Source organism: Modestobacter italicus, from assembly GCF_000306785.1.
Lineage (GTDB): Bacteria > Actinomycetota > Actinomycetes > Mycobacteriales > Geodermatophilaceae > Modestobacter > Modestobacter italicus.
This window is the reverse complement of the sequence record NC_017955.1, coordinates 2658539-2681180: the sequence shown is the minus strand read 5'-3', so window position 1 is coordinate 2681180 and position 22642 is coordinate 2658539. Positions and strand designations below refer to the sequence as shown.

Annotated in this window: 21 protein-coding genes and 2 pseudogenes; 10 read left to right on the top strand and 13 right to left on the bottom strand. The window is 76.7% G+C overall.

From position 1 onward, the window contains the following. Positions 1-44: 44 nt before the first annotated feature. From MODMU_RS13050 to MODMU_RS13020, 9 genes and pseudogenes are all read right to left on the bottom strand, one after another. Complete coding sequence (locus MODMU_RS13050; RefSeq protein ID WP_014740736.1) at positions 45-986, bottom strand: ABC transporter permease; 942 nt, start codon at positions 984-986, stop codon at positions 45-47. Next, on the bottom strand, positions 983-2191 hold the full coding sequence (locus MODMU_RS13045; RefSeq protein WP_014740735.1) for a quaternary amine ABC transporter ATP-binding protein: 1209 nt from the start codon (positions 2189-2191) through the stop codon (positions 983-985). Before MODMU_RS13045 ends, MODMU_RS13050 begins: the two co-directional genes overlap by 4 nt. Before the next feature lies 1 nt (position 2192). Further along, a complete protein-coding gene (locus MODMU_RS29500; RefSeq protein ID WP_014740734.1) occupies positions 2193-3149 on the bottom strand; it encodes a glycine betaine ABC transporter substrate-binding protein in 957 nt (318 codons plus the stop codon). Between the two features lie 137 nt (positions 3150-3286). Continuing rightward, positions 3287-3760: pseudogene (locus MODMU_RS30320) on the bottom strand (TauD/TfdA dioxygenase family protein); the annotation flags it as partial. 73 nt (positions 3761-3833) lie between these two features. After that, positions 3834-4196, bottom strand: a pseudogene (locus MODMU_RS30315) (TauD/TfdA dioxygenase family protein); the annotation flags it as partial. 43 nt (positions 4197-4239) lie between these two features. Then, positions 4240-4329, bottom strand: coding sequence for a putative leader peptide (locus MODMU_RS30310; RefSeq protein ID WP_430699190.1), 90 nt, complete (start codon positions 4327-4329; stop codon positions 4240-4242). A 49-nt stretch (positions 4330-4378) separates the two neighbouring features. Continuing rightward, a complete protein-coding gene (locus MODMU_RS13030; RefSeq protein WP_014740732.1) occupies positions 4379-5866 on the bottom strand; it encodes a LuxR C-terminal-related transcriptional regulator in 1488 nt (495 codons plus the stop codon). A 64-nt stretch (positions 5867-5930) separates the two neighbouring features. Then, a complete protein-coding gene (locus MODMU_RS13025; protein WP_166503485.1) occupies positions 5931-6875 on the bottom strand; it encodes a winged helix-turn-helix domain-containing protein in 945 nt (314 codons plus the stop codon). A gap of 237 nt (positions 6876-7112) precedes the next feature. Then, positions 7113-8351 carry a cation:proton antiporter domain-containing protein gene (locus tag MODMU_RS13020; RefSeq protein ID WP_014740730.1) on the bottom strand — a complete coding sequence of 413 codons (1239 nt, stop codon included), beginning with the start codon at positions 8349-8351 and terminating at the stop codon, positions 7113-7115. 172 nt (positions 8352-8523) lie between these two features. Between MODMU_RS13020 and MODMU_RS13015 the strand changes: the two genes are divergently transcribed. Then, the gene (locus tag MODMU_RS13015; RefSeq protein ID WP_014740729.1) at positions 8524-8877 is read left to right on the top strand and encodes a hypothetical protein; all 354 of its coding nucleotides are present in this window, start codon (positions 8524-8526) and stop codon (positions 8875-8877) included. Position 8878: 1 nt separating this feature from the next. Further along, positions 8879-9079 (top strand): hypothetical protein, encoded by a 201-nt coding sequence (locus tag MODMU_RS13010; RefSeq protein WP_014740728.1) that lies wholly within the window; start codon positions 8879-8881, stop codon positions 9077-9079. 43 nt (positions 9080-9122) lie between these two features. On the opposite strand, the gene MODMU_RS13005 is transcribed toward MODMU_RS13010, so the two are convergent. Beyond that, positions 9123-9329: a hypothetical protein gene (locus MODMU_RS13005; protein WP_014740727.1), complete on the bottom strand. Its 207-nt coding sequence runs from the start codon at positions 9327-9329 to the stop codon at positions 9123-9125. A gap of 401 nt (positions 9330-9730) precedes the next feature. Between MODMU_RS13005 and MODMU_RS13000 the strand changes: the two genes are divergently transcribed. Together MODMU_RS13000 and MODMU_RS12995 are read left to right on the top strand one after the other, a co-directional pair. Next, complete coding sequence (locus tag MODMU_RS13000) at positions 9731-10873, top strand: hypothetical protein (protein ID WP_014740726.1); 1143 nt, start codon at positions 9731-9733, stop codon at positions 10871-10873. Between the two features lie 13 nt (positions 10874-10886). Continuing rightward, a complete protein-coding gene (locus tag MODMU_RS12995) occupies positions 10887-13907 on the top strand; it encodes an FtsW/RodA/SpoVE family cell cycle protein (protein ID WP_197537408.1) in 3021 nt (1006 codons plus the stop codon). A gap of 3 nt (positions 13908-13910) precedes the next feature. On the opposite strand, the gene MODMU_RS12990 is transcribed toward MODMU_RS12995, so the two are convergent. Then, positions 13911-14897, bottom strand: a complete 987-nt coding sequence (locus tag MODMU_RS12990; protein WP_014740724.1) for a rod shape-determining protein — start codon at positions 14895-14897, stop codon at positions 13911-13913. 405 nt (positions 14898-15302) lie between these two features. Here MODMU_RS12990 and MODMU_RS12985 point away from each other — a divergent pair, with 405 nt between their 5' ends. From MODMU_RS12985 to MODMU_RS27050, 5 genes are all read left to right on the top strand, one after another. After that, positions 15303-17006, top strand: coding sequence for an AMP-binding protein (locus MODMU_RS12985; protein WP_014740723.1), 1704 nt, complete (start codon positions 15303-15305; stop codon positions 17004-17006). A gap of 51 nt (positions 17007-17057) precedes the next feature. Beyond that, a complete protein-coding gene (locus tag MODMU_RS12980) occupies positions 17058-17438 on the top strand; it encodes a YidH family protein (RefSeq protein WP_014740722.1) in 381 nt (126 codons plus the stop codon). Continuing rightward, positions 17435-17770 carry a DUF202 domain-containing protein gene (locus tag MODMU_RS12975; protein ID WP_014740721.1) on the top strand — a complete coding sequence of 112 codons (336 nt, stop codon included), beginning with the start codon at positions 17435-17437 and terminating at the stop codon, positions 17768-17770. Before MODMU_RS12980 ends, MODMU_RS12975 begins: the two co-directional genes overlap by 4 nt. A 92-nt stretch (positions 17771-17862) precedes the next feature. Further along, positions 17863-18156, top strand: a complete 294-nt coding sequence (locus MODMU_RS12970) for a hypothetical protein (RefSeq protein ID WP_014740720.1) — start codon at positions 17863-17865, stop codon at positions 18154-18156. 69 nt (positions 18157-18225) lie between these two features. Next, entirely contained in the window at positions 18226-19296 is a 1071-nt protein-coding gene (locus MODMU_RS27050; RefSeq protein ID WP_014740719.1) for a glycosyltransferase family 4 protein, read from the top strand. Here MODMU_RS27050 and MODMU_RS12960 read toward each other — a convergent pair. Both MODMU_RS12960 and MODMU_RS12955 read right to left on the bottom strand, forming a co-directional pair. Beyond that, positions 19239-20450: a glycosyltransferase family 4 protein gene (locus MODMU_RS12960; RefSeq protein WP_166503484.1), complete on the bottom strand. Its 1212-nt coding sequence runs from the start codon at positions 20448-20450 to the stop codon at positions 19239-19241. The two genes, MODMU_RS27050 and MODMU_RS12960, sit on opposite strands and share 58 nt — an antisense overlap. Positions 20451-20482: 32 nt before the next feature. Then, the gene (locus MODMU_RS12955) at positions 20483-21979 is read right to left on the bottom strand and encodes a right-handed parallel beta-helix repeat-containing protein (protein WP_166503483.1); all 1497 of its coding nucleotides are present in this window, start codon (positions 21977-21979) and stop codon (positions 20483-20485) included. 149 nt (positions 21980-22128) lie between these two features. Between MODMU_RS12955 and MODMU_RS12950 the strand changes: the two genes are divergently transcribed. Then, positions 22129-22638: an ElyC/SanA/YdcF family protein gene (locus MODMU_RS12950; RefSeq protein WP_014740716.1), complete on the top strand. Its 510-nt coding sequence runs from the start codon at positions 22129-22131 to the stop codon at positions 22636-22638. Positions 22639-22642: the final 4 nt, after the last annotated feature.

Below are 22642 nucleotides of genomic sequence, written 5' to 3'. Positions count from 1 at the left end.
GGGCGGGCGGGTGGTGTCGGCCTCGTCCTCCCGGCGGGCCCCGGTCAGCGGGACGCCGGCGTCCCGGCGGCTGCCGGCTCCTCGGCGCGCGCGGCGGGTGCCGCCGGGGCGGCGGCGCGGGAGGCGCTGCGGCGGGTCCGGGCCCGGAGCAGCCGGGACACCGCGGTCGGGGAGCCGAAGGACGCCGTCAGCCGGTCCAGGAAGATCGCCAGCAGCACGACGGCCAGGCCGCCCTCGACCCCGGCGCCGACGTCGAGCTGGGTGACGGCGCGGACCACCACCGCGCCGAGCCCGGCGGCGCCGAGCAGCCCGGCGGTGACCACCATCGACAGCGCCAGCATGATCACCTGGTTGACGCCGGCCATGATCGACGGCAGCGCCAGCGGCAGCTGCACCTCGCGCAGCACCTGTCCCGGCCGGGCGCCGAAGGCCTGCGCGGCCTCCACCACCTCGCGGTCGACCTGCCGGATGCCCAGCTCGGTCAGCCGCACCCCCGGGGGGATGGCGAACAGGATGGTGGCCACGACCCCGGGCACCACGCCGACGCCGAAGAAGAACACGGCGGGGATGAGGTAGACGAACACCGGGAGGGTCTGCATGAAGTCCAGCACCGGCCGGACCGCGACGCTCACCGCCCGGTGCCGCGCCGCCAGGATGCCCAGCGGCACGCCGATCGCCGCGGCGATGACCGCGGCCACCAGCACCAGGGCCAGCGTCTGCATGGTCTCGACCCACAGCTCCAGCGACACCACCAGCAGGAACGCCAGCAGCGTGTAGAGCGCCAGCCACGGCCCGCGCACCAGCAGGGCGAGCACCGTGGCGACCACGATCCACACCACCGGCGGCGGGGAGACCAGCACGTCGGTCAGGCCGTCGACGAGCACCTGCATGACCGAGGAGACGGCGTCGAACAGCCACGGGACGGTGGCCAGCAGCCAGTCGACGAGGTCGGAGACCCACTCGCCGAGCGGGACGTGCGGGATCACGAGCGCCTCCCGTGGACGGGCACGGCGGACAGGGCGTCCAGCACCGCTGCCCGGGGGACGACGCCGAGCAGCCGGCCGTCGTCGTCGACGACGCCGAGCGGCACCGGGTGCCGGCCGAGCAGGTGGACGAACTCCACGACCGGGCGGTCGGCCGCGGTGGTGGCGAAGTCCGGGACCAGCTCCCGCGGCCCGAGCGCGGTCCGCCCCTCCTGCACGGCGCGGGCCAGCAGGCCGTCGCGGGCGACGCCGGCGATCCGCCGGCCCTCGTCGAGCACGTAGACGCCGTTGGCCTCGACGCCGCCCAGCGCCCGCAGCACGTCGCCGGGGGCGTCCCCGAGCCGGGCGGTCAGCCGCGGCTCGCGCAGCAGGTCCCCGGCGGTGAGCACCCGGGTCCGGTCCACGTCGGAGGTGAAGTCGGCGACGTAGGCGTCGGCGGGCGACGCGATGATCTCCGGACCGGTGCCCAGCTGCACCGTCCGGCCGTCCTTGAGCATGAGGATCCGGTCGCCGAGCCGCATGGCCTCGTTCAGGTCGTGGGTGATGAACACGATGGTCTTCGACAGCTCCGCCTGCAGCCGCTCCAGCAGGTCCTGCATGTCCCGGCGGATCAGCGGGTCCAGGGCGGAGAACGGCTCGTCCATGAGCAGCACCTCGGAGTCCGCGGCCAGCGCGCGGGCCAGGCCGACCCGCTGCCGCATGCCGCCGGAGAGCTCGTCGGGCCGGGCGTCGGCCCGGTCGAGCAGGCCCACCGTCTCCAGCGCCCAGTCCGCCCGCTCCCGCTGCTCGGCGGCGCGGGCGCCGCGGACCTTGAGCGCGTAGCCGGCGTTCTCCCGCACCGTGCGGTGCGGGAGCAGCGCGAAGTGCTGGAAGACCATGCTGATCTTCTCGTTGCGCACGTGCCGCAGCTCCGCGTCGTCGAGCGCCCGCAGGTCCCGGCCGTCGACCTCGACCGTCCCGGCGCTGGGCTCGATGAGCCGGTTCAGCAGCCGGACCAGCGTGGACTTGCCCGACCCCGACAGCCCCATGACGACGAACAGTTCGCCGCGCGCCACCTCGAAGCTGACGTCGTGGACGGCGAGCGTGGCCTGGGTTCGGCGGTACACCTCGTCGCGGCCGAGGCCCTCGCCGGCCAGCCGCAGCGCCTCGCGTTCGCGCGCGCCGAAGACCTTCGTCAGGCCCTGGACGCGCAGCACCGGGGCGCTCACCTCAGCCGATCCACTGGTCGATCTCGTCGGCGTGCTCGTCGACCCACTGCTGCGCGACGGTGGACACGTCGTCGCCGTCGACGTCGACCTGCTTCTGCATGGCCTCCATCTCGTCCACGGAGATGCGCAGGTCGGTCAGCAGGTCGACGAAGGCCGGGGCCTGCTCCTGGAGCTCCTTGCTGGCGGCGATGTTGGCGCTGTAGGAGGGCATCGCGCAGGCGCCGTCGCCGGTGGTGAGGCAGCCGTCGGTGTAGGGAGTGGGCTCCTCGAGCTGGACCATGTCGTACTGCGCGAACACCGCGTGCGGGTGGTACAGGTACAGCACGATCGGCTCCTCGCTGCTGTAGGAGCTCTTCAGCTGGGCGAGCTCGGCCGCCTCGCTGGACACGACGTGCTCCAGCGAGATGCCGTACCCCTCGAGCCGCTTGGTGTTCTGCTCGGTGGTGATGTAGCCGGGGTCGGCGTCGTAGAACTTGCCGCCGAGCTGGTCGGCGTAGTCGTCCAGCTGGGTGACGCTGGTCAGCCCCGCCAGCGGACCGCCCGGCGCGACGGCGTAGGCGGGCACGAACCAGCCCTGCGCGGCGTCGCCGTAGGTCTCGGAGACGATGTCGACCTGGTCGGCGGCCTTGTCGGCCAGCTCCTGCTGGTTGGGCAGGGCGACCTCGGTGAGCAGGTCGATGTCCCCGCGCTGGGCACCCGCCCAGGCCGCGGCCGGGTCCAGCTGGGTGGTGGCCAGCGAGGAGACCCCGAGGTCGGGGTGGTCGGCGGCGATCTCGGCGAGGATGCCGTTGGTCAGGCCGGCGGCGGTCCAGCTGTACTCCGCGGCCCGGACGGTGATGCCGTCCCCGCTGCCGCCGCCGGAGCCCGCCTCCTCGCTGGAGCACCCGGCGAGGGCGGTGGTGAGCAGGGCGGCGAGCGCCAGGGCGGACGCGCCGGGGCGGCGGAGGGTGCGCTGCATGGGGTCATCTCTCTCAGGACGTCGGGCCGGTCTCGGCCGCGGCGGGCACGGGTGCGCGACGAGGCGCAGGCCCTGTCGAGCCTGCGCCTCGTCGCGGATGGGAGCTCGGCTGCGCGCCGGGTGGGCGCAGCGGGAGGTCAGGCGGAGTGCGGCCCGACCGGCGCGTCGCCGCGCAGAGTGATGCGGTGCATGACGCGGCGCGTGTCGCCGTAGTCGCGGTTGGCGTAGTGCACCGTCGACCGGTTGTCCCACATGGCGACGTCGCCGACCGACCAGCGGTGCCGGACGATGTGCTCGGGCTTGGTGATGTGCGCGTAGAACAGGTCGAGGAGGTACCGGCTCTCGGCGTCGGAAACGCCCGCGATGTGGGAGACGAAGCCGGGGTTGACGAACAGGCCCTTGCGGCCGGTGTCCGGGTTGACCCGCACGACCGGGTGCTCGATGGGCACCAGCGTGCGGAACTCCTCGCCCTCCCACTTGGTGCGCTCCTCGCGCTGGGCGAGGTAGTAGCCGAACTCCCGGGTGCCGTCGTGCACCGCGGTGAGCTGGTCCGCCAGCCGCTGCACCGGCTCGCTGAGCGAGCGGTAGGCCAGCTCCAGGTCGGCCCACTGGGTGTCCCCCGCCGGTCGGCGGGAGGACGACGGCCCGCAGCACCGAGCCCAGCGGGGGGCGGCGGACGAAGGTGACGTCGGTGTGCCACACGTCGGCGAAGCCGCCGTTGGAGCTGTCCAGCGCGTAGATCTCGGGGTGCTCGTCGTCGACGCCGGGGACGACCGGGTGCGACTCGGTGACCTCGCCCAGCCGTCGCCCCAGGGCGATCTGGCCGTCGGGCTGCAGGTCGTGCTGGCCGGCGAAGAACAGCACCTTGTACTCGGCGAGGGCGGCCCGGACTGCCCGGACCTGCTCGTCGGTGGCGCGGGCGAGGTCCACGCCGTGGACGCGGGCGCCGATGGTCGGCTCCAGGCGCTCGATCTCGAGGACGGCGCCCGCGGCAGCGGTGGCGTCGAGGTCGGCGGGGGTGGTCGGGGCAGCAGCGAGCAGGGTCATGCGGGGACTCCGGGGGTCTGGGTGCGGGCGGGACGGAGGCGGGTCAGGCCCGACAGAGGGCGCTCGCGCACCGCAGCAGGTCGACGTGCCTGCGCTCGACGAGCGCAAACCCCACAAAGCCGACCGGTTGCATGCGGATTACCTTAGCCGGACCTCCGCTCCCCGTCGCAAGGGGTGGCCGGTCAGAGCAGGCCGCGCTGCCGGGCCACGCTGACGGCCTGCCGCCGGCTCTGGGCGCCCAGCTTGAGGTAGATCGAGCGGACGTGGGTCTTCACCGTGTTGAGCGACACCTGGCGCCGTTCGGCGATCTCCTCGAGGGTCAGCTGGGCGGGGAGGTCGGTGAGCAGCTCGAGCTCCCGGGGGGTCAGCGGCGCGTACGCGCTGCCGTCCCGCGTCTGCGCCGCCGACCGGATCGCGGCGACCACCGGGTCGAGCCGGCCGAAGCGGGACGCGTCCTCGTCCAGCAGCGCCGGGACCCCGGGCATGTCGAGGAAGGCCCGCAGGGCGCCCAGCTCGTCGGCGAGACCGAGAGCCTCCTGCAGCGCCTCGTGGCACCGCTCGTGCTGGCCCTCCTGCGCGGCGAGGACGGCCTCGACCAGCCACGCCTGCTGCAGGGTCAGCGGGTGAGCGCAGCCGACCCTGCCGTCGAGGACGGGGGCGATCCGCCGACGCGCGGCGTCCCGGCGGCCGCGGACGAGGTGCTCGGTCGCGGTGAGCACCTCGACCTCCCCGCCGGGTCCCACCCGCACCCGCAGCTCGCGCAGCGCCTCCCTCGCCCAGTCCGGTCGGCCGACCAGCCAGCTGCAGCGGTGCTGGGTGCGGGCCAGGTGGGCGACCAGCGACGTGGGCAGCCGCCCGTCGCGCGACTGCGTCCAGCTGTCGCGCATGCGCCGGGTGGCCGCAGCAGGCCCGATCCCGTCCTCGACGTCGAGGACGCCGAGCAGGGTGGTCAGCGTGATGTCCACGACCGTGTCCCTCGACCCGGCCAACGCGCTCCGGGCGCGCTCCGCGAGGTTCCGCGCGCCCGCCGAGTCCAGCCGCTGGTAGGCGCACTGCGCGGCCAGCACGAGCACCGCGGCGACCTCCGCCCCCCGCAGGGCGTCGGCCCGTGCGGCGACCCGCACCGTCTCGTCCGCCAGCGACCAGGCGCGCCGCAGGTCACCGCGGCTGCCGGCCAGGGCGGTCAGCCCCGCCGTCGCCCGCAGCAGCACGAGGTCGTTGCCCGTCGCCGCGGCCAGCTGGGCCGCCGCGGTCAGCTCCCCGTCGGCCTCCTCGAGGTCACCCACCAGCAGCGACACCAGGCCCCGGTACAGCCGCAGCAGCAGCCCCAGGTCGTCCGCGCGGCCGGTGGTCGCGGTCGCGCTGGCGCTCAGTGCGGCGCCGGACAGCGCGAGGTCCCCGTGCCGGGCCTGCTGCAGGTAGACCAGGGCCTGCAGCGGGGTGGCCTCGTCGTCCTCGTCGTCCTCGTCGTCCTCGTCGTCCTCGTCGTCCTCGCCGGACCGCCGGGGCCGGGGGACGCGGCTGGGCAGCGCGGTGCCCTCCTCCAGCTCCGCCAGGGTGGTCAGCGCCTGGACGTCGGCGTCGGCCCGGATCCCGGCCGGGCCCGTGCCGATCAGCCCGAGCAGCTGACCCGCCCGGCCGCCGGCGAGCAGCGTGGGCCCGTGGGCCACCAGCGCGCGAGCGGCCCGGGCGTCGTCCCCGGCGGCGACCGCGTGGCCCAGCGCCGCCAGCAGGTCACCGGTGCCGGCGAACCAGTCCGCGGCGAGCTGGTGGGCCGCGAGCAGCAGGTCCCGGGGCGGTCCGGCGGAGCAGGGCGAGCAGGTGGCCGCGGAGCAGCGGGTGCAGGCGGTAGCAGCCGCTGGGCCGCTCGAGGCGGGTCACGAGCGCGTTGTCCCGGTACAGCCGGTCCAGCAACGCCCCCGCCGACGGGTCGCCGGTGAGGGCGGCGGCGAGGTCAGCCGAGAGCTGCTCGGGGACCGCGCACGACCGGAGCAGCTGCCGCTCGGCCGGCGCCAGCCCCTGCAGGACCTCGGCGTCCAGGTAGTCGGCCACCTCGCGGTCGTCGCCGCCGAGGTCGCGGGCGAGGGACCGCGGGTCGGCCGCGCGGGACAGCGCCAGCGCCGCCAATCGCACGCCGGCGGCCCAGCCCTGGGTGCGGTCGACCAGCAGGTCCAGCGACGGCCCGTCCAGCGTCACCCCGTGCTCGGCCAGCACCTGCTGTACCCGCGTCCGGTCCAGCGCCAGGTCGGCGGCCCGGACCTCGCGGAGGCGCCCGGTGAGCCGGAGCAGGTGGAGGCCCACCGCGGGGTCACGGCGGGTGCCCAGCACCACGTGCAGGCCCTCGGGCAGCCGGCGGAGCAGCCGGGCCAGGTCGGTGAGGACGGCGGGGGCGGAGACGGCCTGCACGTCGTCGAGGAAGAGCCAGACCGGTGCTCCGCCCCCGGACACCAGCGCCGCCAGCTCGGCCAGCGGGAGGCCGCCGCGCGCCTCGGCGGCGGTCTCGTCGCCGTTCCGCCCGGCGGTGACGCGGAGCGCCCCCAGGAGAGAGGTCCACACGGCGGCCGGGTCGTCCCCCTGGTCGGCCAGGGACACCCAGGCCACCCGGTGGCCGCGCGCGGCCCGGTCGCTGGCCCACCCGGCCATCAGGGTCGTCTTGCCGGCCCCGGGGGGTGCGGACACCAGCGTCACCGGGGCGCTGCCGGAGCCCCCCTGGGACGGGACCGGCCGGTGGGGCAGCGAGCTGCGGCCGCCCGGCCGCCCGGGCGAGAGCCGGTGCAGGTTGGTGCGCGGCGACGGCATCGGTCGTCCGACCTCTTCTCGGTCGTGGTCGACGTTCGAGGTCCCCGAGGTGCTCGCTCGCCAGGATCTCGGCCCGGGGCGCGGGCCGTCAACCCCCTGTGAGAGCGCTCCACCGGCTCAGGTGGCGCGGTCGGCGACGGCCTGCCCCGGGTCCCGCGGGGCGCCGGACCTCCTGGCCTCGGCCCGTCCGTAGCGCGTGGCCAGGGGCCCGGCGGTCACCCCGTGCGCCACCACGCTGAGCAGCACGGTGACCGCGATGACCGCCACCGCCGGGTCGGCGTCGGAGCCGAGCTCCTCCAGGGCGAGGAGCGCGAACAGCAGCGAGGCCAGGCCGCGCGGGCCGAACCAGCCCACGAAGAGCACGGCGTCCCGGTCGAGGCCGGCGCCCACCAGGGCGAGGGCGACCGGGACCATCCGGACGACGGTGAGGCTGAGCACCGCGTACCCGACCGTGGCCCAGCCCGCGTGGTCGAGCACGACCGGTGCGGCGACCGCGCCGAAGCCCAGCCAGACCAGCAGGGAGACCAGCGAGCCGACCTGCTCGGTGAGCACCAGTTCCGCCGGACCGCGCCGGCCGGCCAGGGCGCGGAAGGCCAGCCCGCCGCAGAAGGCCGCCACGAACCCGTTGCCCCCCAGCGCCAGCGCACCGGCGTAGGCGGCCAGCGCCAGGGCGAGCACGGCGATCCCGGCGAAGTCCTCGGCCACCCACCGCCGGTGACGGGCCCACCGCAACAACGCGCCGCCGGTCCCCGCCACCGCCACCCCCGCGCCCACCCCGATCACCAGGTCGAGCAGTGCGCCGGCCACCCCCTGCGCCCCCTCGAGGCCCTCGGCCGACGCCGCTCCGGCGAGCGCCAGCATGACCACCGGGGTGGCGATCCCGTCGTTCAGCCCGCCCTCGACGCTGAGCAAGCGGCGGACCCGCGCCGGCACCGCCCGGTTCGTCACGACGGGGACGCCGAGAGCTGCGTCGGTGGGCGCCAGCGCCGTGGCCACCAGCAGGGCCAGCCAGCCGCCGATGCCGGGCAGCAGCCAGCCGGCCAGCCCCCAGCCGGCGACCACGGTCAACGGCAGGCCCACGGCCAGCAGCCGGACGCAGCGCCCGGCGTCGCGGCGCAGGTCGCTGACCGCCACCCGGGCGGCGTCGGAGAAGAGGACCCAGACCAGGGTGACCTCCACCAGCGGCCGGAGGGTCTGCCCCGCCACGGCCGGCTCGACGAGGCCACCGGCGGCCAGGGCGGCGCCGACGGCGGTGAAGACCATCGGGGCGCTCAGGTCCGCCCGCACCCACCGGGCCGAGACCACGCCCCACAGGAAGACCGACCCGGCGACGACCAGGAGAGAGGTCCCCTCCATCGGTCCTCCTCCCCGGCCCACCCGACGACCCCGATGCTGGCGGGCGCCCGGACGGCCGAGCTCATCCGTCCGGGATGAGGTCGGCGGGCCGGCCCGGCCGGGGGGCCGGTGGCGGTCGCGACGTGGCGGGGTGGGGAGGGAGAGCGGTCGGGCCGGTCATCTCGGCGGGGTGATGGCCGGGACCGGCAGCACGGTCAAGGTGCTGGCGACCGGGATCGGCGGAGGCGGCAGCGCGGGCGAGCGGGAGGCCCGGGCGGTCGACGTCCTCCCGCTGGAGGACCCCGGGCAGGGTCGAGGACGAGAGGAGCTCGCCATGCCGATGGACACGCCGGCACCGCGGCTGCGGGGACGCCGGTGCACGGACGCAGGGAACCGCTCGAGCGCCGCCCGGCTGGGCGGACGCCTGCGGCCCCTCGGCTGGACCGACGCGCACACCGAGGCCGCTTGGTTCGTCGGCGAGTGCGTCGGCGCCGGTGCGGTGCTGGGCGTGGTCGCGGCGCTGGGCCGCTCGGCGAGGGAGGGCTGACGTGGTCGACGACCTGGTCGACCTCGACCGGCGGATCGTGCAGGCCCTGGCCGTCCTGCGCGGCGCGCGGGCCCGCGCCGCGCACGCGCCCAGCAGCGAGGCGCGGTGGCGGGAGGTGCTCGCCGAGCGTGCGCTCGACGACCTGCTCGACCGTCGACCGCTGTGCCAGATGAGGCAGCAGGCACGCTCGCTCGCGGGCTGAGCCGCGCACCCCGACCGGCCGGCCGGTCGGTCGGCACGGTCGGTCAGGGCGCCACCTGCTGCACCGAGACCACGTGCAGGCCCAGCGACTGGACGAGCGCGAGCAGCTGGTGCAGCTCGTCGTCCCGGTGCACGACCCCGGAGAGCACCGTCTCGGCGGTCACCTCGGCGACGTCGATGCCGCTGAGGGCGTCCTGCGCACGCTGGGACAGCCGTCCCGTCACGCGCACCTCGTACCGCCGTTCCGGCATGGTGGTTCTCCGTCGCCTGCCCCGTGGGGTCGATCCGGTCGACCCATGCCTACTGCGCTGCGCGGGCCGACGCCTCACCCCGCTCAGATGAGCGCTGCCCCGCCGCCCCGGGCCGGCCCGCACCGGCCGCCCGGTGCGCCGGGTGCCGAGCTGCCGGCTCACCCGGCGCGGGCGGTGCACCGGCGCGGCGCCGGCGGGACGGTGAGCGCCTCGTCGGACCGTGGGCAGGCGCCCCCGGGACGACGCCCTCCCGGGCCGCCGGGGCGTCGACCGGCGCGTCGCGGGGTCCGGGTCGGGACCGTGCAGGAACCCGCTGACAGCGGCCCGGGCCCGGGCCACCATGGGGTCCGGTTCGTCACGGCGGACGTGCCCGGCTGAGCACGAGGCGGGGGGAGCGGTCCATGACGGACCTGACGACGGCGCGCGGCGCCGACCTGCGCGAGCCGGACCCCCTCCCCGGGCCCACCGACCACGACGTCGCCACCCCCGCCGCACCCGCGGCCGGCCCGGGCGTGCCGCTGGCCCGGCTGCTCGCGCGGGCCCGGCTGACCGCCCCGCAGGCCGCCGAGCTGGCCGCCGGCCTGCTGCTGGCGGCGGCCGGCCGGGAGGACCGGGCCGCCCCGGACCGGGCCGGCGTCGGCACCGACGGGCGGGTGGTCCTCCGCCCGGACCCGGGCGCCGGACCCGGCGAGGAGCTGGGCGGGCTGCTCGCCGAGCTGGCCGCCGCCGCCCGGCCGCGCGGCCGGCCCGCCGACCCGGCCGCCGAGCAGCTGCTGGGCGTGCTCGACCGGGCCGCGGCGGAGCTGCCCGACGCCGGCGTGCCCGTCGTGGCCGCGCGGCTGCAGGAGACCGTCGCCGGCCTCGACCGCGAGGTGGTCCGCGGTGAGCTGGCCGCGCTCGTCCGGGCGCTCGACGACCGGACGGCGCCGGTGGTGGGCCGGGCCCCGGGAGGCCGACCGGCCCCCGGTGCGCGCCCGGTTCCCGCAGGTCGTGGCCCGTCGGGCGGCACCCGGACCGTGCGGCGCCTCGGTGCCTGGCTGTTCTCGGTGGTGGTCCTCGCCGCGGGCGTGGTGGTGGAGGTCGCGCTCCTCCGTGACGACATCGCCGCCGACGTCCAGCTGCTGCTCGACGCCGGCCGCAGCGGGGAGGAGGCGTCCGCGGCGGCCGAGCCCGACGGCCTGCCGATCACGCCCCCCGCCCCGGCGGCGGCCGGGAGCGTGGCCGCGGTCGACCTGCGGCCGCTGGCGCGCTGCGAGCCGGCCGCGCCCTGCACCCTGCGGCTGCTGGTGCGGCTGGACCCGGGGCCGGGCCCGCAGACGGTGACCTGGACCTACCGGCTCGTCGACCGGTGCACGGGGGAGGCGACCACCGTGCCCGGCGGGACGGTCACCGTGCCGGCCGGCGGACGGCGGGCGGCCGCCGTCGGCACGGTCGCGCTGCCCGACCAGCGGTCCGTGGCGGTGCTCGCCGTCACCGGCTCCCCGGCCACGGCGGCCTCCGCGCCGGTCACGGCCGGGTCGTGCCTGACCGAGCCGGCCGGCTGAGGGGGTGGCCGCGGTGGTGCCCGGAGCGGACGGGGAGCGCAGCCCGCGCTGGACCCGGCGGCAGCGCCGCCGGCTGCACGGGGCGGCCGGGACGGCTCCCCCCGGGGTGCCGGGGGACGGGCGGGGAGCCCGGCGGCCGGACCGGGAGCAGCGCCGGAACCGCCGCAGCGCCGCCTTCGACCTGCTCGCCGTCGTGGCCGCGCTGGCGCTGGTCGGCCTCGGGCTGGCCAACCTGTACCTCATCGGCGAGACCGGGCTGGCCGCGCGGCAGGGCGCGATCGCCGCCGCCGGGCTGCTCGCGCTGGCGGTGTGCTGGCGGTTCCGGGTCCGGTACCTCGCCGTCCTGGGCTGGGTCGCCTTCGGCGCGGCGGTGCTGTTCCTCGTCGGCGTCCTCACCGTGGGCCTGTCCGCGAACGGCGCCACCCGGTGGTTCGCGATCGGCCCGCTGACCTTCCAGCCCTCGGAGCTGGCCAAGCTCGGGCTGCTGCTCGCCCTCGCCGCCGCCCTCGGCTCCGCCCGGCCGCCGGGGCAGCGCTTCGTGCTGGCGGTGCTGCTCGCCGTCCCGCCGATCGCGCTCACCCTGGCCCAGCCCGACCTCAGCACCACGATGCTGCTGGTCGTCCTGGCCGGGGCGATGCTGCTCATCGGGCGGGTGCCCGCGCGCTTCCTGCTGCCCGTGGCCGCCGCGGCGGCCATCTCGGCACCGCTGCTGATCAGCCTGCTGCGGCCCTACCAGGTGGAGCGGCTGGGCACCTTCCTGGTCGGCGCGCACGAGTCCCCGACCGGGTCGGGCTGGGCGCTGCGGCAGGCGCACATCGCGCTCGGCTCGGGCGGGCTGTTCGGGCGCACCGACGACCCGATGCGCGGGCTGCGCGCCGAGTACCTGCCCGAGCGGGACACCGACCTGGCCCTGGCCAGCCTGGTCGGGCAGTGGGGGCTGGTCGCCGGCGCCGCGGTGGTGCTGGCCGCGATCGTCCTGGTGTGGCGGCTCGCGCTGGCCAGCCGGACCTCCCGGACGCCGCACGGCGCGCTCGTCGCCGGGGGGCTGGCCGTGCTGTTCGGGGTGGAGGTCGTCGTCTCGGTCGGGGCGAACCTCGGGCTGCTCCCGCTGGCCGGCGTGCCGTTCCCGCTGCTCAGCAACGGCGGGACGGCCCTGGTGGTGCACCTGGCCGCGGTCGGGGTGGTGCTGGGGGTCCGCCGGGACGGCGCCCGCCGGCGGCTGTGGGCACCGTCCCGGCGGCGCAACCCCCGGCCGCGGCTGGTTCGGGCGACCGCGGTCGCGCTGTCGCTGCTGCTGGTGGCGTTCGGGTTCTACGGGTGGCGGCTGCAGCGGACCCAGGGCGAGGCGCTGGCCGCCGTCGGGGACGAGCAGATGACCCGCTGCGTCCGGCTGCCCGCCGTCCGCGGCGCCATCACCGACCGGCACGACCAGCCCCTGGCCGTCAACGCCGCCGACGTCGGCGCCGGGGTGGACCGGGTGTCGGTGGTCCCCGCGCTGCTCGCCGCCCGCCCCGCCGACGTCGACCGGCTGGCCGACCTGACCGGCCGGCCGCGCGCGGACGTGCACGCCGAGATCGAGGCGGCCGAGCCGACGACGCTGTCGCTGCCGGTGGCCGAGGTGCCCCGCGGCGTCGCCGAGGCGGTCACCGCCGCCGGGATCCCCGGCGTGCTGGTGGTCGCCGAGCCCCGCCGCGCCTACCCGCAGGGCGCGCTGCTCGGACCGGTCCTCGGCTTCGTCGGGGTGGCCACGCCCGAGGACGAGGAGCGCTGGCCGGGGCTGCCGCGGGCCGAGGTCGTCGGCCGCTCGGGCCTCGAGCAGCAGTACGACGCGGTGCTCCGCGGGGTGAACGGGCAGCAGTGCCTGTTCGTGGACCCGACGGGCGTGCCGGTCGCGCTCGGCCAGCGGCGCGACCCGGTGCCCGGGGCGGACCTCCGGCTCTCGATCGACCTGGGCCTGCAGCGGCAGCTGGACACGAGCCTGGCCGCCGCCGTGCGCGCCCAGCCGCGGCCGGCGGGCAAGATCGGCGCCGCCGTCGCGATGGACCCCCGGTCGGGGCAGGTCCTCGCGATCGCCAGCACCCCGTCGTTCGACAACAACGTCTACGGGCCCCCGGTCGACGCCGCGGCGCTGCAGGCGGCCGGTGACGCGCCGGGCTCGCCGATGCTCGAGCACGTGACCCAGGCGGTCGCGCCGCCCGGGTCGACGTTCAAGCTGGTGGTGGCGGCCGCCAACCAGGCCCACGGGGTGTGGGCGCCGGACCGGGTGGTCCCCACCGGCGCGGACTTCAGCTACGGCGGCCACGTCTTCGGCAACTGGAAGCCGATGGGCCCGATGGACCTCGTCCAGTCCCTCGCCATCTCCAACGACGTCTACTTCTACAAGCTCGCCGTCGCCCTCGGCGCCGAGCGGCTGATCGACACCGCCCGGGCGCTCGGCGTGGGGGAGCGGACCGGGATCGACCTGCCGGCCGAGTCCGCCGGGTACCTCGGCACCCCCGAGTCGGTGGAGGCGAAGGGCGGCGCCTGGTACGGCGGGTCCACCGTGATCCTCGGCATCGGGCAGGGCGAGCTGCAGGTCACGCCGCTGCAGAACGCCCGGTGGACCGCCGCCGTCAGCACCGGCACCCTGGTCACCCCGCGGCTGGGCATGGCGGTCGGCACGGAGGGCGCCACGTACACCGCGCTCCCGCCGTCGGCCGCGACGCCGGTGCCCTTCGCCGCCGCGCTGGGCCCGGTCCGCGAGGGCATGCGGGCCACGGTCACCGGCGGCACCGCCACCGGGCTCAGCGGTCTGCCCGCCCCGGTGGGCGCCAAGACCGGCACCGCGCAGGACGGCGGGCTCCGCGACGACGAGTACGACAACTGGATGACCGCCGCGGCGCCGGTGGACGCCCCGGAGATCGTGATGACGGCGATGGTGCAGGGGCCGGGGACCGGCGCGAACAGCGCGAAGGTGGTGGTCGCCGACGGGCTGCGGCACTACCTCGAGCAGCAGCCGGACGTCGTCGCCACCGGCCCGGTGCAGGCGCCCTGAGAGTCAGCTGCGGCCGTAGGCGGCCAGCAGCCGGCGGTCCCGCAGCGCCCGGGCGGCGCCGTCGGCGACGCAGGTCAGCGGCTCCTCGGCGAGCTTGACCGGCAGACCCAGGCTCCGCTCCAGCTCGGCGGCGAAGCCCGGCACCTGCGAGGCCCCGCCGATGACCAGCACGCCCTCGGCCATGACGTCGGCGACGGCCTGCGGGGCGAGGTCGTCCAGGCAGGTGCTCAGCACCCCGACGACGTCGTCGACGACCGGCCGGACGGCCTCGGCCACCTCGGCGGGCTGGACGGTCGCCAGCCGCGGCCGCCCGGTGGTCACGTCCCGGCCCTGGACGACGAGCGGGCCGTCCACCTCCGTCCCGGCACGGATCTTGAGGGCCTCGGCCTCCAGGTCGCCGACCTGCAGTTGGTGCTGCTCGCGGACGTACCGGGCCACGGCGCGGGTCATCTCGTCCCCGGCGCGCGTGCTCGTCCGGGAGGCGAGGACCCCGCCGAAGCAGAAGGCCGCCGTCTCGGCGGTGCCGCCCCCGACGTCGACGACCATGTGCACCCGCCGCTCCATCGGGTCGATGCCGCAGCCGATCGCGCCCGCGACCGGTTGGGCCAGCGCGGTCACCGGTCGGATGCCGGCCTCCTCCGCGGCCTCCAGCAGCGCGCGCTGCTCCAGCGCGCTGGAGCCGACCGGGACCCCGATCACCGCGCGGACGCCGGGGCTCCAGCCCCGCCCGGCCCGGTGCAGGACCGCGCGCAGGTAGGTCCGGGCGGTCTCCAGGTCGGTGACCACGCCGTCCTGCAGGGGCCGGACCGACGACAGGCCGGCCGGGGTGCGCCCGAGCAGGTCGGCCGCCTCGTGCCCGACAGCGACCACCCGCTCCCGCCGGGAGCGCCCGGCGCGCAGCAGCAGGACGGTCGGTTCGTCGTAGAGGACGCCGCGGCGGGCGTGGCTGACCACCGTGTTGGCGGTGCCGAGATCGATGCCGAGTTCCACGCGCGGACCCCCCTGGCCGACAGGTGCCGGTCAGTGTGGGGGTGGGCCTGGTGTCCGGTCTACGGGTCGCGCCGCCTCCGTCGCCGCGGCGACCCGGCCGCCCGGCGCGTCCGGCGGCGCCGCGCCGCCCGGGCGCGGACCGACCGGCTGCACCGGTCGACGGACCGCGGGCGCAGGACGACCGTTATCCCCAACATGCGCCCGGATCCCATGGTGGGCCGGGGAGCACCCCACGGTCACCCCCGGTCAGAGCGCGGCACCGACGAGGACCGGGGCGGACGGCCTGTCGCGTCCTCGCCGGGGCTGTCTATGGTGCCGGTCACAGACGTCGACACCCTGTCGACCTGCCGGGCGACGTCCGGCCCGACGTCGGACCCGCCGTGCGGGCGCCGCGAGGAGGTCCTGATGGACGCAACGGCGGCGTACCGGGCCAGCCGGGACCAGCTGCTCGCGCTGCGCGGGGACCACGCCCGCGCGGTGGCGGAGTTCACCTGGCCGGAGCTGGGGGAGCGGTTCAACTGGGCGGTGGACTGGTTCGACGCCATCGCCCGCGGCAACGACCGCCCGGCCCTGGTGGTCGTGGAGGAGGACGGGTCGACGGTCGCGCGCAGCTTCGCCGAGATGTCCCGCGCCTCGGACCGGCTGGCCGCCTGGCTGGCCGAGCGGGGCGTCCGCCGGGGCGACCCGGTGCTGCTGATGCTCGGCAACCAGGTCGAGCTGTGGGAGTCGATGCTGGCGATCATGAAGCTGGGCGCGGTGGTCATGCCCACCACGACGGCGGTCGGCCCCACCGACCTCACCGACCGGATCGGCCGCAGCGGCGCGCGGCACGTGGTCTGCAACGCCGTCGACACCGCGAAGTTCGCCTCGGTGCCCGGGGAGTACACCCGGATCAGCGTCGGCGCGGCCGCGGGCTGGGCGGACCTGCGGGAGGCCGCCGCGCTCGACGCACCGCCGGCGGCGCACCCGGGCACCGCGCCGGGTGACCCGCTGCTGTGGTACTTCACCTCGGGCACCACCTCGCGCCCCAAGCTGGTGGAGCACACCCAGGTCTCCTACCCGGTGGGGCACCTGACCACGATGTACTGGCTGGGGCTGCAGCCCGGCGACGTGCACCTGGCGATCTCCTCACCGGGCTGGGCCAAGCACGCCTGGTCCTGCTTCTTCGCGCCCTGGATCGCCGAGGCCACCGTCTTCGTCGCCAACTACGCCCGGTTCGACGCCGGGACGCTGCTCCGCCGGCTGGCCGAGCACGGCGTCACCTCCTTCTGCGCCCCGCCGACCGTCTGGCGGATGCTCATCACCACCGACCTCAGCGGCGGGCCCGGTGCGCTGCGCGAGGTGCTCGGCGCCGGGGAGCCGCTCAACCCCGAGGTGATCGCCCAGGTGCAGCGGCACTGGGGGCTGACCATCCGTGACGGCTACGGCCAGACCGAGACCGCCGCGCAGATCGCCAACACGCCGGGGTCGCCGGTCGTGCCCGGCTCGATGGGCCGGCCGCTGCCCGGCGTCCCGGTGGTCCTGGTCGACCCGCTCACCGGCGCCCGCGTCGAGGGGCCGGGGGAGGGGGAGATCTGCCTGGACCTGTCCCGCTCGCCGCTGCCGCTGATGACCGGCTACCGCGGCCACCCCGAGCGCAACGCCGAGGCGATGGCCGGCGGGTACTACCACACCGGCGACGTCGCCAGCGTGGACGCCGACGGGTACGTGACCTACGTCGGCCGGACCGACGACGTCTTCAAGGCCTCGGACTACAAGATCAGCCCCTTCGAGCTGGAGTCGGTCCTCATCGAGCACCCGGCCGTCGCGGAGGCGGCGGTGGTGCCGGCGCCGGACGCCATCCGGCTGGCCGTGCCCAAGGCGTACATCAGCCTCGCGCCCGGGCACGAACCCACCCGGGAGACCGCGGTGTCGATCCTGCGGTACGCCCGCGAGCACCTGGCACCCTTCCAGCGGGTGCGCCGGATCGAGTTCGCCGAGCTGCCCAAGACCATCTCCGGGAAGATCCGCCGGGTCGAGCTCCGCGGCCGGGAGGAGGCCCTGGCGGGTGCGGCGGAGACCGGACCGGCGGAGTGGCGGGACGACGACCTCCCCGAGATCCGCAGCTGAACCGGCTGTGGTCCACTCCTCGGCGACGGGTCGAGGACGCGGGGGAGTGCGGTGACCAGCACGAGCGGGCCGGGCCGGGCCCGGTTCCCGCGGTCGGTGTACGGCGTGGGCGACGAGCCGGACCCCCGGTTCAGCCTGGCCAACGAGCGCACCTTCCTGGCCTGGATCCGGACGTCGCTGGCGCTGTCGGCCGCCGGGGTCGCGCTGGAGGCCCTGGACGTGCCGATCGCCGGGGGGCTGCGGCTGGCCTGCGCCCTGCTGCTCGTCGGCCTGGGCGTGCTGGCCCCGGTCCAGGCGTGGTGGGGCTGGGCGGCCACCGAGCGGGCGGTGCGCCGCCGCCGGCCGCTGCCCTCCCCGCTGCTCAGCCCGGTGATCGCGGCCGGGACGCTGGCCGCCGGGGTCCTGCTGCTGCTCGGCCTGCTGCTGCGGTGAGCAGCCCGCCGGCCCCCGACCCCGGCCTGCAGGCCGAGCGCACCGCCCTGGCCTGGCGGCGGACGTCGCTGGCGCTGGCGGTGGCCGCGGTCGGTGCCGGCCGGCTGGCCGCGCCCACGCTCGGCGGGCTGGCCTTCGCGCTCGCCGGGCTCGGCCTGCTCCAAGCGGTGGCGGTCGGCTGGCGGGCCGCGCGGCGGTACCGGACCGCCCGGCGCGGGCCGGACGCCCGCGGCGCGCTGGCCGCCTCCCGCGCCGGTGGCCTGCCGATGGCCGCCCTCGCCGGCAGCGGGGTGGTCACCGGCCTGCTGGCGCTGGCGTTCGTCCTCGGGTGAGACACGGCGCGACGGGGGCACCGGGCCGGTGACGCGGGTAGTGTCGTATGCGTGATCGGCCGTGTACCGGGAGGGATCCCCGTGGGCTGGACATGGACACCCGCACCGCCCGGTCCTCGGCGCGGGACGCACCGGTGAACGCGCTGCTCGTCGCCGCCGCCGCCAGCTGGCCGGTGGTCGTCGTCGTCGCCGGTCGGCTCATCGGTCGTCGGCTGCGGGAGGCCGACGACCTCCAGGAGGCCCACCGGACAGCGGGCGCCGAACCACCGCTGCGGGAGGTCGCGCCCGGGTCGGCCCCGGACGGGCTGCACCGCGGGCACCCTGCCGGGCACGACCGCGAGCCCCGGACCTGCGGGCAGGTCCCCGCCGGGGACGACGGCCGCTGACGAACCCGCCCTGCAGAGGGCGGCGCCGCAGTAGCGTGGCGCGGTGGACGGGCGGACGGGGCGCAGCCGGTGACCGCGGCACCGCTCGTGGTCGCCGCCTCGTACGGCCCGACTGGGGCCAGCACGCGGGTCCGGGTGCTGGACTGGATGCGGTTCCTCGGTCTTGAGCCCGTCGTCTCCACCTACCTGGGGACGTCGAACGTCCGGCCGGGGACCCTGGCCCGGCGACCCCTCGGCGTCCTCCGTGCCGAGACCCGGCTGCAGGGCCTCCGCCGGGGTCCGGCACCCGAGCGGCTCCTGGTGTCCCGTTCCATGGGGCCGTTCACCGGGGGGCGGCTGGAGAGCAGCCTGCTGCGGCGGGCCGGCTGGGGGGTGTACGACTTCGACGACGCGCTTTACGCCGACCGCCGCGCCGGCCTGCACCGGTTCCTGGGCCAGTCGGCGGTGTGGGCCCGGGCCGTGGCCGCCGCGGACCTGGTGATCGCCGGCAACGTGCACCTCGCCGAGGCTGCAGCCGAGCGGAACCCCGACGTGACCGTCATCCCCAGTTGCGTCGATCCCACGGCCTACCCGCAGAAGCAGGAGTACGCCGTCGGAGCGGTGCCCCGCCTGGTGTGGCTGGGGTCCCCGTCGACGGAGGGCTACCTGGCCTCCGTGGCACCGGCACTGCTGCAGGTGCACCGGAGCACCGGCGCACGGCTGCTGGTGATCAGTGCGGGGAACCGCCCCCTCGGCGACCTCGACGCCATGGTCGACCGGGTCACCTGGGCGGGCCCGCGCACCGACGCCCTCCTCGTCGAGGCCGACTGCGGCATCATGCCGCTCCCGGACACTCCGTTCACCCGCGGCAAGTGCGCCTACAAGCTGCTCCAGTACGGGGCTGCCGGACTGCCGGTGTGCGCGTCCCCGGTGGGGGTCAACGCCCAGGTCGTCGACCAGCTGGGCGGCTGTGCCGCCACCGACCACGGTGCCTGGGTGGACGCCCTGACCGGCCTGCTGACCGAGCCGGCGGCCGACCGCCGGGCACGCGGCCGGGGTGCGCGACGGGCCGTCGAGGAGCACTACAGCTTCGGCGCGTGGCGTCAGCCGTTCCTCGACGCGCTCCGGCTCCCGGGCGGCGTCGGCGACCCGCTCCGGTAGAGCTGCTCGAGACCCGACCAGATCGTCGTTGGCCGGAAGTCGCTCAGCGCCCGCGCCCGGGCCGCCCGGCCGGCGACCCGGACCCCCTCGCGGTCCGCGACGCAGGCCCGGATCGCGGTGGCGAGCCCGTCGACGTCACCGGTCTCCACGAGCCACCCGGTGACCCCCGGGACGACGGAGTCGCGGGCACCCGTCGCGGTGGTGGTGATGCTGGGGACCTCGGCCAGGGCCGCCTCGAGGACGACGTTGGGGAACCCCTCCCGACGGGTGGGCAGGCACAGCACGTCGATGCCGACGTAGACGTGGTCCAGGTCGAAGGTCCAGTCCTCGATCCTGGTCACGCGCTCGCCCAGCGCCGTGATCGCCCCGCGCAGCTCCTCGTCCTCGACCGGGCCCAGCAGCAGCAGCCGGACGGGCAGGTCGGTCAATGGCCCGAAGGCCGCGAGCAGGTCCTGCACGCCCTTGTCGAAGGCGACCCGGCCGACGAACCCCACGACCAGGTCGCCCGGCGCCGCACCCCAGCCGGCCCGGACGGCGTCCCGGTCCGCCGCGCTGAACCCCGGATCCCAGCGCCCGGGGTCGACCCCGTTGCTGCTCCCCGCGGCCAGCACGACCGGCCGGTCCCGCCGGCCGAAGAGCCGCAACGCCGTCGCCTCCTCCCGGAGGCTGTGGCTGACGCACACCACGTCGGTGGCGAGTCCCACGCTCAGCCGCTCCGCCGCCCACAGCACGGCGCGCTGACCGCGGCTGCGGGCGCCCTGGAGCCGGAGGCCGCGCATGACGTAGACGCGGACCGGCACCCGGGCGAGCCAGCCGGCGAGGGTCCCGAGCAGCCCGGCCTTGGGCGTGCCGACGTTGAGCACGTCGGGTCGCAGCCGGCGCAGCAGGACCACCCAGCGCACCAGCGCCACGAGGTCGGCGAGCGGCCGGGTCTCCCGCGCCATGGGCAGCCGGTGCACGGTCACGCGCTCGCGGTCGACCACGGCGTCCAGCGGACCGCCGGGGGAGGTCACGAGGTGGACGTCCCAGCCCTGGGTGCGGAACCAGCCGAGCTGGCCCCGGAGGAGGGTCGCCGCCGACTGCGGCACCGTGATGCCGTAGACGACGCGGGGGCGGCCTCCGGTCGCCGGCCGGCGCCCCCGGGGACCCGGCACCGCGGGGCCGTCGGCTGATCCGCTTCCGGTCACTACTCGACCTCCTGTGCTGTCCGGTAGCCGGTCACGTCGTTGCCGCCGACATCCGGGTCGTCGACGTCCGAGGTGCGGAACCCCACGGGGTCGCCGCAGCCCGGTTCGGCGAGCGTCGCGGTGTTCCCGCGGACGGTCACGTCCGACGCCCGCCGCACCAGCACCCCGTCGCTGTGCGAGAGGAGACGGTTGTCGGTGATGGTGACGGTGTCGGCCGGGACGGTGTTCGCCCGGAAGCTGATCGACGGCTGGCAGTTCTCCACGTCGGACCCCGGCATCGTCACGGTGTTGCCGGTGATGGTGATGCCCGACAGGTCGTTGCGGCGCGTCGGGGTGGGGGCGCCGACGGAGAAGAAGGCCCAGCCGTGGCTGCCGACGGTGTTGCCGGTGTACGTCACGTCCCGGCCCGGCCAGTCGTCACCCTGCAGCTCCAGGTCGAAGACGTGGTAGGCGATGTCGTTGAAGACGCTGCCGGACACCGACACCCCGTCGCAGGCGACGCAGGAGATCCCCATCCGCCCGATCGTCTCGGCGGAGACGTTCCGGATGGTGATGTCGCTGGGGATCGTGGTGTTGTCCGCCCCCTGCGCGATGGCGATGAAGTCGCCCTGGGCCCGCCTGCCGTGCACGTTCTCCACGGTGACGGTGCGGGTGCCCCGGATGAAGATGTTGTGGTCCCACTCGTGGTCGGCGTCGAACTCGGCCGCGGGGGCGACCCCGACCAGCGTCATGTCCCGCAGGGTGATGTTGCTGCCGTACTCCAAATACCACTGCGCGCGGTTGGTGCCTGCGGGCGCCGTCACCCCGGCCCGGAGGGTCGAGCTGTTACCCGCGATCACGAGATCGCGGCGGCCGTCGAGGCGCAGCGAGCCGTCCACCCGATAGCACCCCTCGCGGCCCAGGTCGACCTGGCTGCCGTCGGGGACCGAGGCGAGCCAGTCGTTCAACGCCTCGGTGACGTCGACCGAGCAGTCGGCTGCGATGTCGGCGGGGACCTGCGACTCCGGCAGCCCGGACACCGTGGGAGGGACCGTGTCCGCGGCCGGTGGACCGGTCATCGGCACGGCGGCCGGTCCGGCCGGGGCGGAGGACGGCGGAGCGGGCGGACCGGGGGGCACGGCCACGGTGTCCTCGGCACGGCCCGCGTCGGCCGTGGCGGACACCGCGACGTCGCCGGTGAAGCCGGCCGGGGGCCGGAACGCGGCGTCGAGGCCCCCGTCGCCGGCCGCGGTGACCCACACCGACGCACTGCCCTCGTCCGATCGGGCCGTCAGCACGGCCGGCTCGCCCGCGGGGAAGCCGGACCCGGTCGCCAGGACCAGTCCGCCGCTGACGGTGACCGCCAGGTAGGGGTCGGTTCCGTCGCCGGTCGTGGTGGCCAGCACCAGCGCCCCGGCCAGCACCACGGCCGACCCGGCCGCGACGAACGTGCGTTGGTGTCGGCGACGGGTTGGGGTGCCGGGCAGCGGCGGCGCCGGCGACGCGCTCACCGTCACCGGACCGCACCTGCGGGGACCGGACGGGGAGCGCGCGGAGGGACCGCAGCCGCGCTCCCGCTGGCACACTCGCCGGGGTGCGCGTGCGCCGCCGGGGGCAGGACCAGCCGGTCCGACGACGGCGGTGGTCGGTCCGTCGCCGGTGGCTGATGGGGCTCGCCCTGGCGCTGGCGCTCGGCGTCGCGCTCGCACTCCGGCTGTTCGTGTACCCGCCCACTGGGTCGGTGGGGGGCAGCGACGCGGTCGTCGTCCTCGCCGGTGACGCGTCGACGCGGCTGCCCGTCGCGACCCGGCTGGCCGCCGACGGCGCGGGGGTCCTCGTCGTGTCCGTCGCCGGGGGAGCGGACAACGAGCCGGCGCGGGCACTGTGCAGCGAGCCCGGGGACCTGGAGGTGTACTGCTTCACCGCCGCGGGCGCGGACACCCGTGCCGAGGCCCGGTCGCTGGGAGCCCTGGTCGCCGAGCAGGGGTGGCGGCGCATCACCGTGGTGACCAACAGCTACCACGTGGTGCGCGCCGGCATCCTCGTCCGCCGGTGCACCGACGCCGACGTGGCGGTGGCCGACGCCCGGGCGGACATGGGGCTCCGCCGGTGGGCGTCTGCTGTGGTCGGCGAGGCCGGTGGCCTGGGGGCTGCCGCACTGCGGCAGTCGTGCTGACCGG

What these genes read in the sequence shown, in the direction of transcription:
- MODMU_RS29500 (WP_014740734.1), bottom strand. Translation starts at nt 3,149, where the DNA reads ATGCAGCGCACCCTCCGCCGCCCCGGCGCGTCCGCCCTGGCGCTCGCC.
- MODMU_RS30310 (WP_430699190.1), bottom strand. Translation starts at nt 4,329, where the DNA reads ATGCAACCGGTCGGCTTTGTGGGGTTTGCGCTCGTCGAGCGCAGGCAC.
- MODMU_RS13020 (WP_014740730.1), bottom strand. Translation starts at nt 8,351, where the DNA reads ATGGAGGGGACCTCTCTCCTGGTCGTCGCCGGGTCGGTCTTCCTGTGG.
- MODMU_RS13015 (WP_014740729.1), top strand. Translation starts at nt 8,524, where the DNA reads ATGGCCGGGACCGGCAGCACGGTCAAGGTGCTGGCGACCGGGATCGGC.
- MODMU_RS13005 (WP_014740727.1), bottom strand. Translation starts at nt 9,329, where the DNA reads ATGCCGGAACGGCGGTACGAGGTGCGCGTGACGGGACGGCTGTCCCAG.
- MODMU_RS13000 (WP_014740726.1), top strand. Translation starts at nt 9,731, where the DNA reads ATGACGGACCTGACGACGGCGCGCGGCGCCGACCTGCGCGAGCCGGAC.
- MODMU_RS12985 (WP_014740723.1), top strand. Translation starts at nt 15,303, where the DNA reads ATGGACGCAACGGCGGCGTACCGGGCCAGCCGGGACCAGCTGCTCGCG.
- MODMU_RS12970 (WP_014740720.1), top strand. Translation starts at nt 17,863, where the DNA reads ATGGACACCCGCACCGCCCGGTCCTCGGCGCGGGACGCACCGGTGAAC.
- MODMU_RS12950 (WP_014740716.1), top strand. Translation starts at nt 22,129, where the DNA reads ATGGGGCTCGCCCTGGCGCTGGCGCTCGGCGTCGCGCTCGCACTCCGG.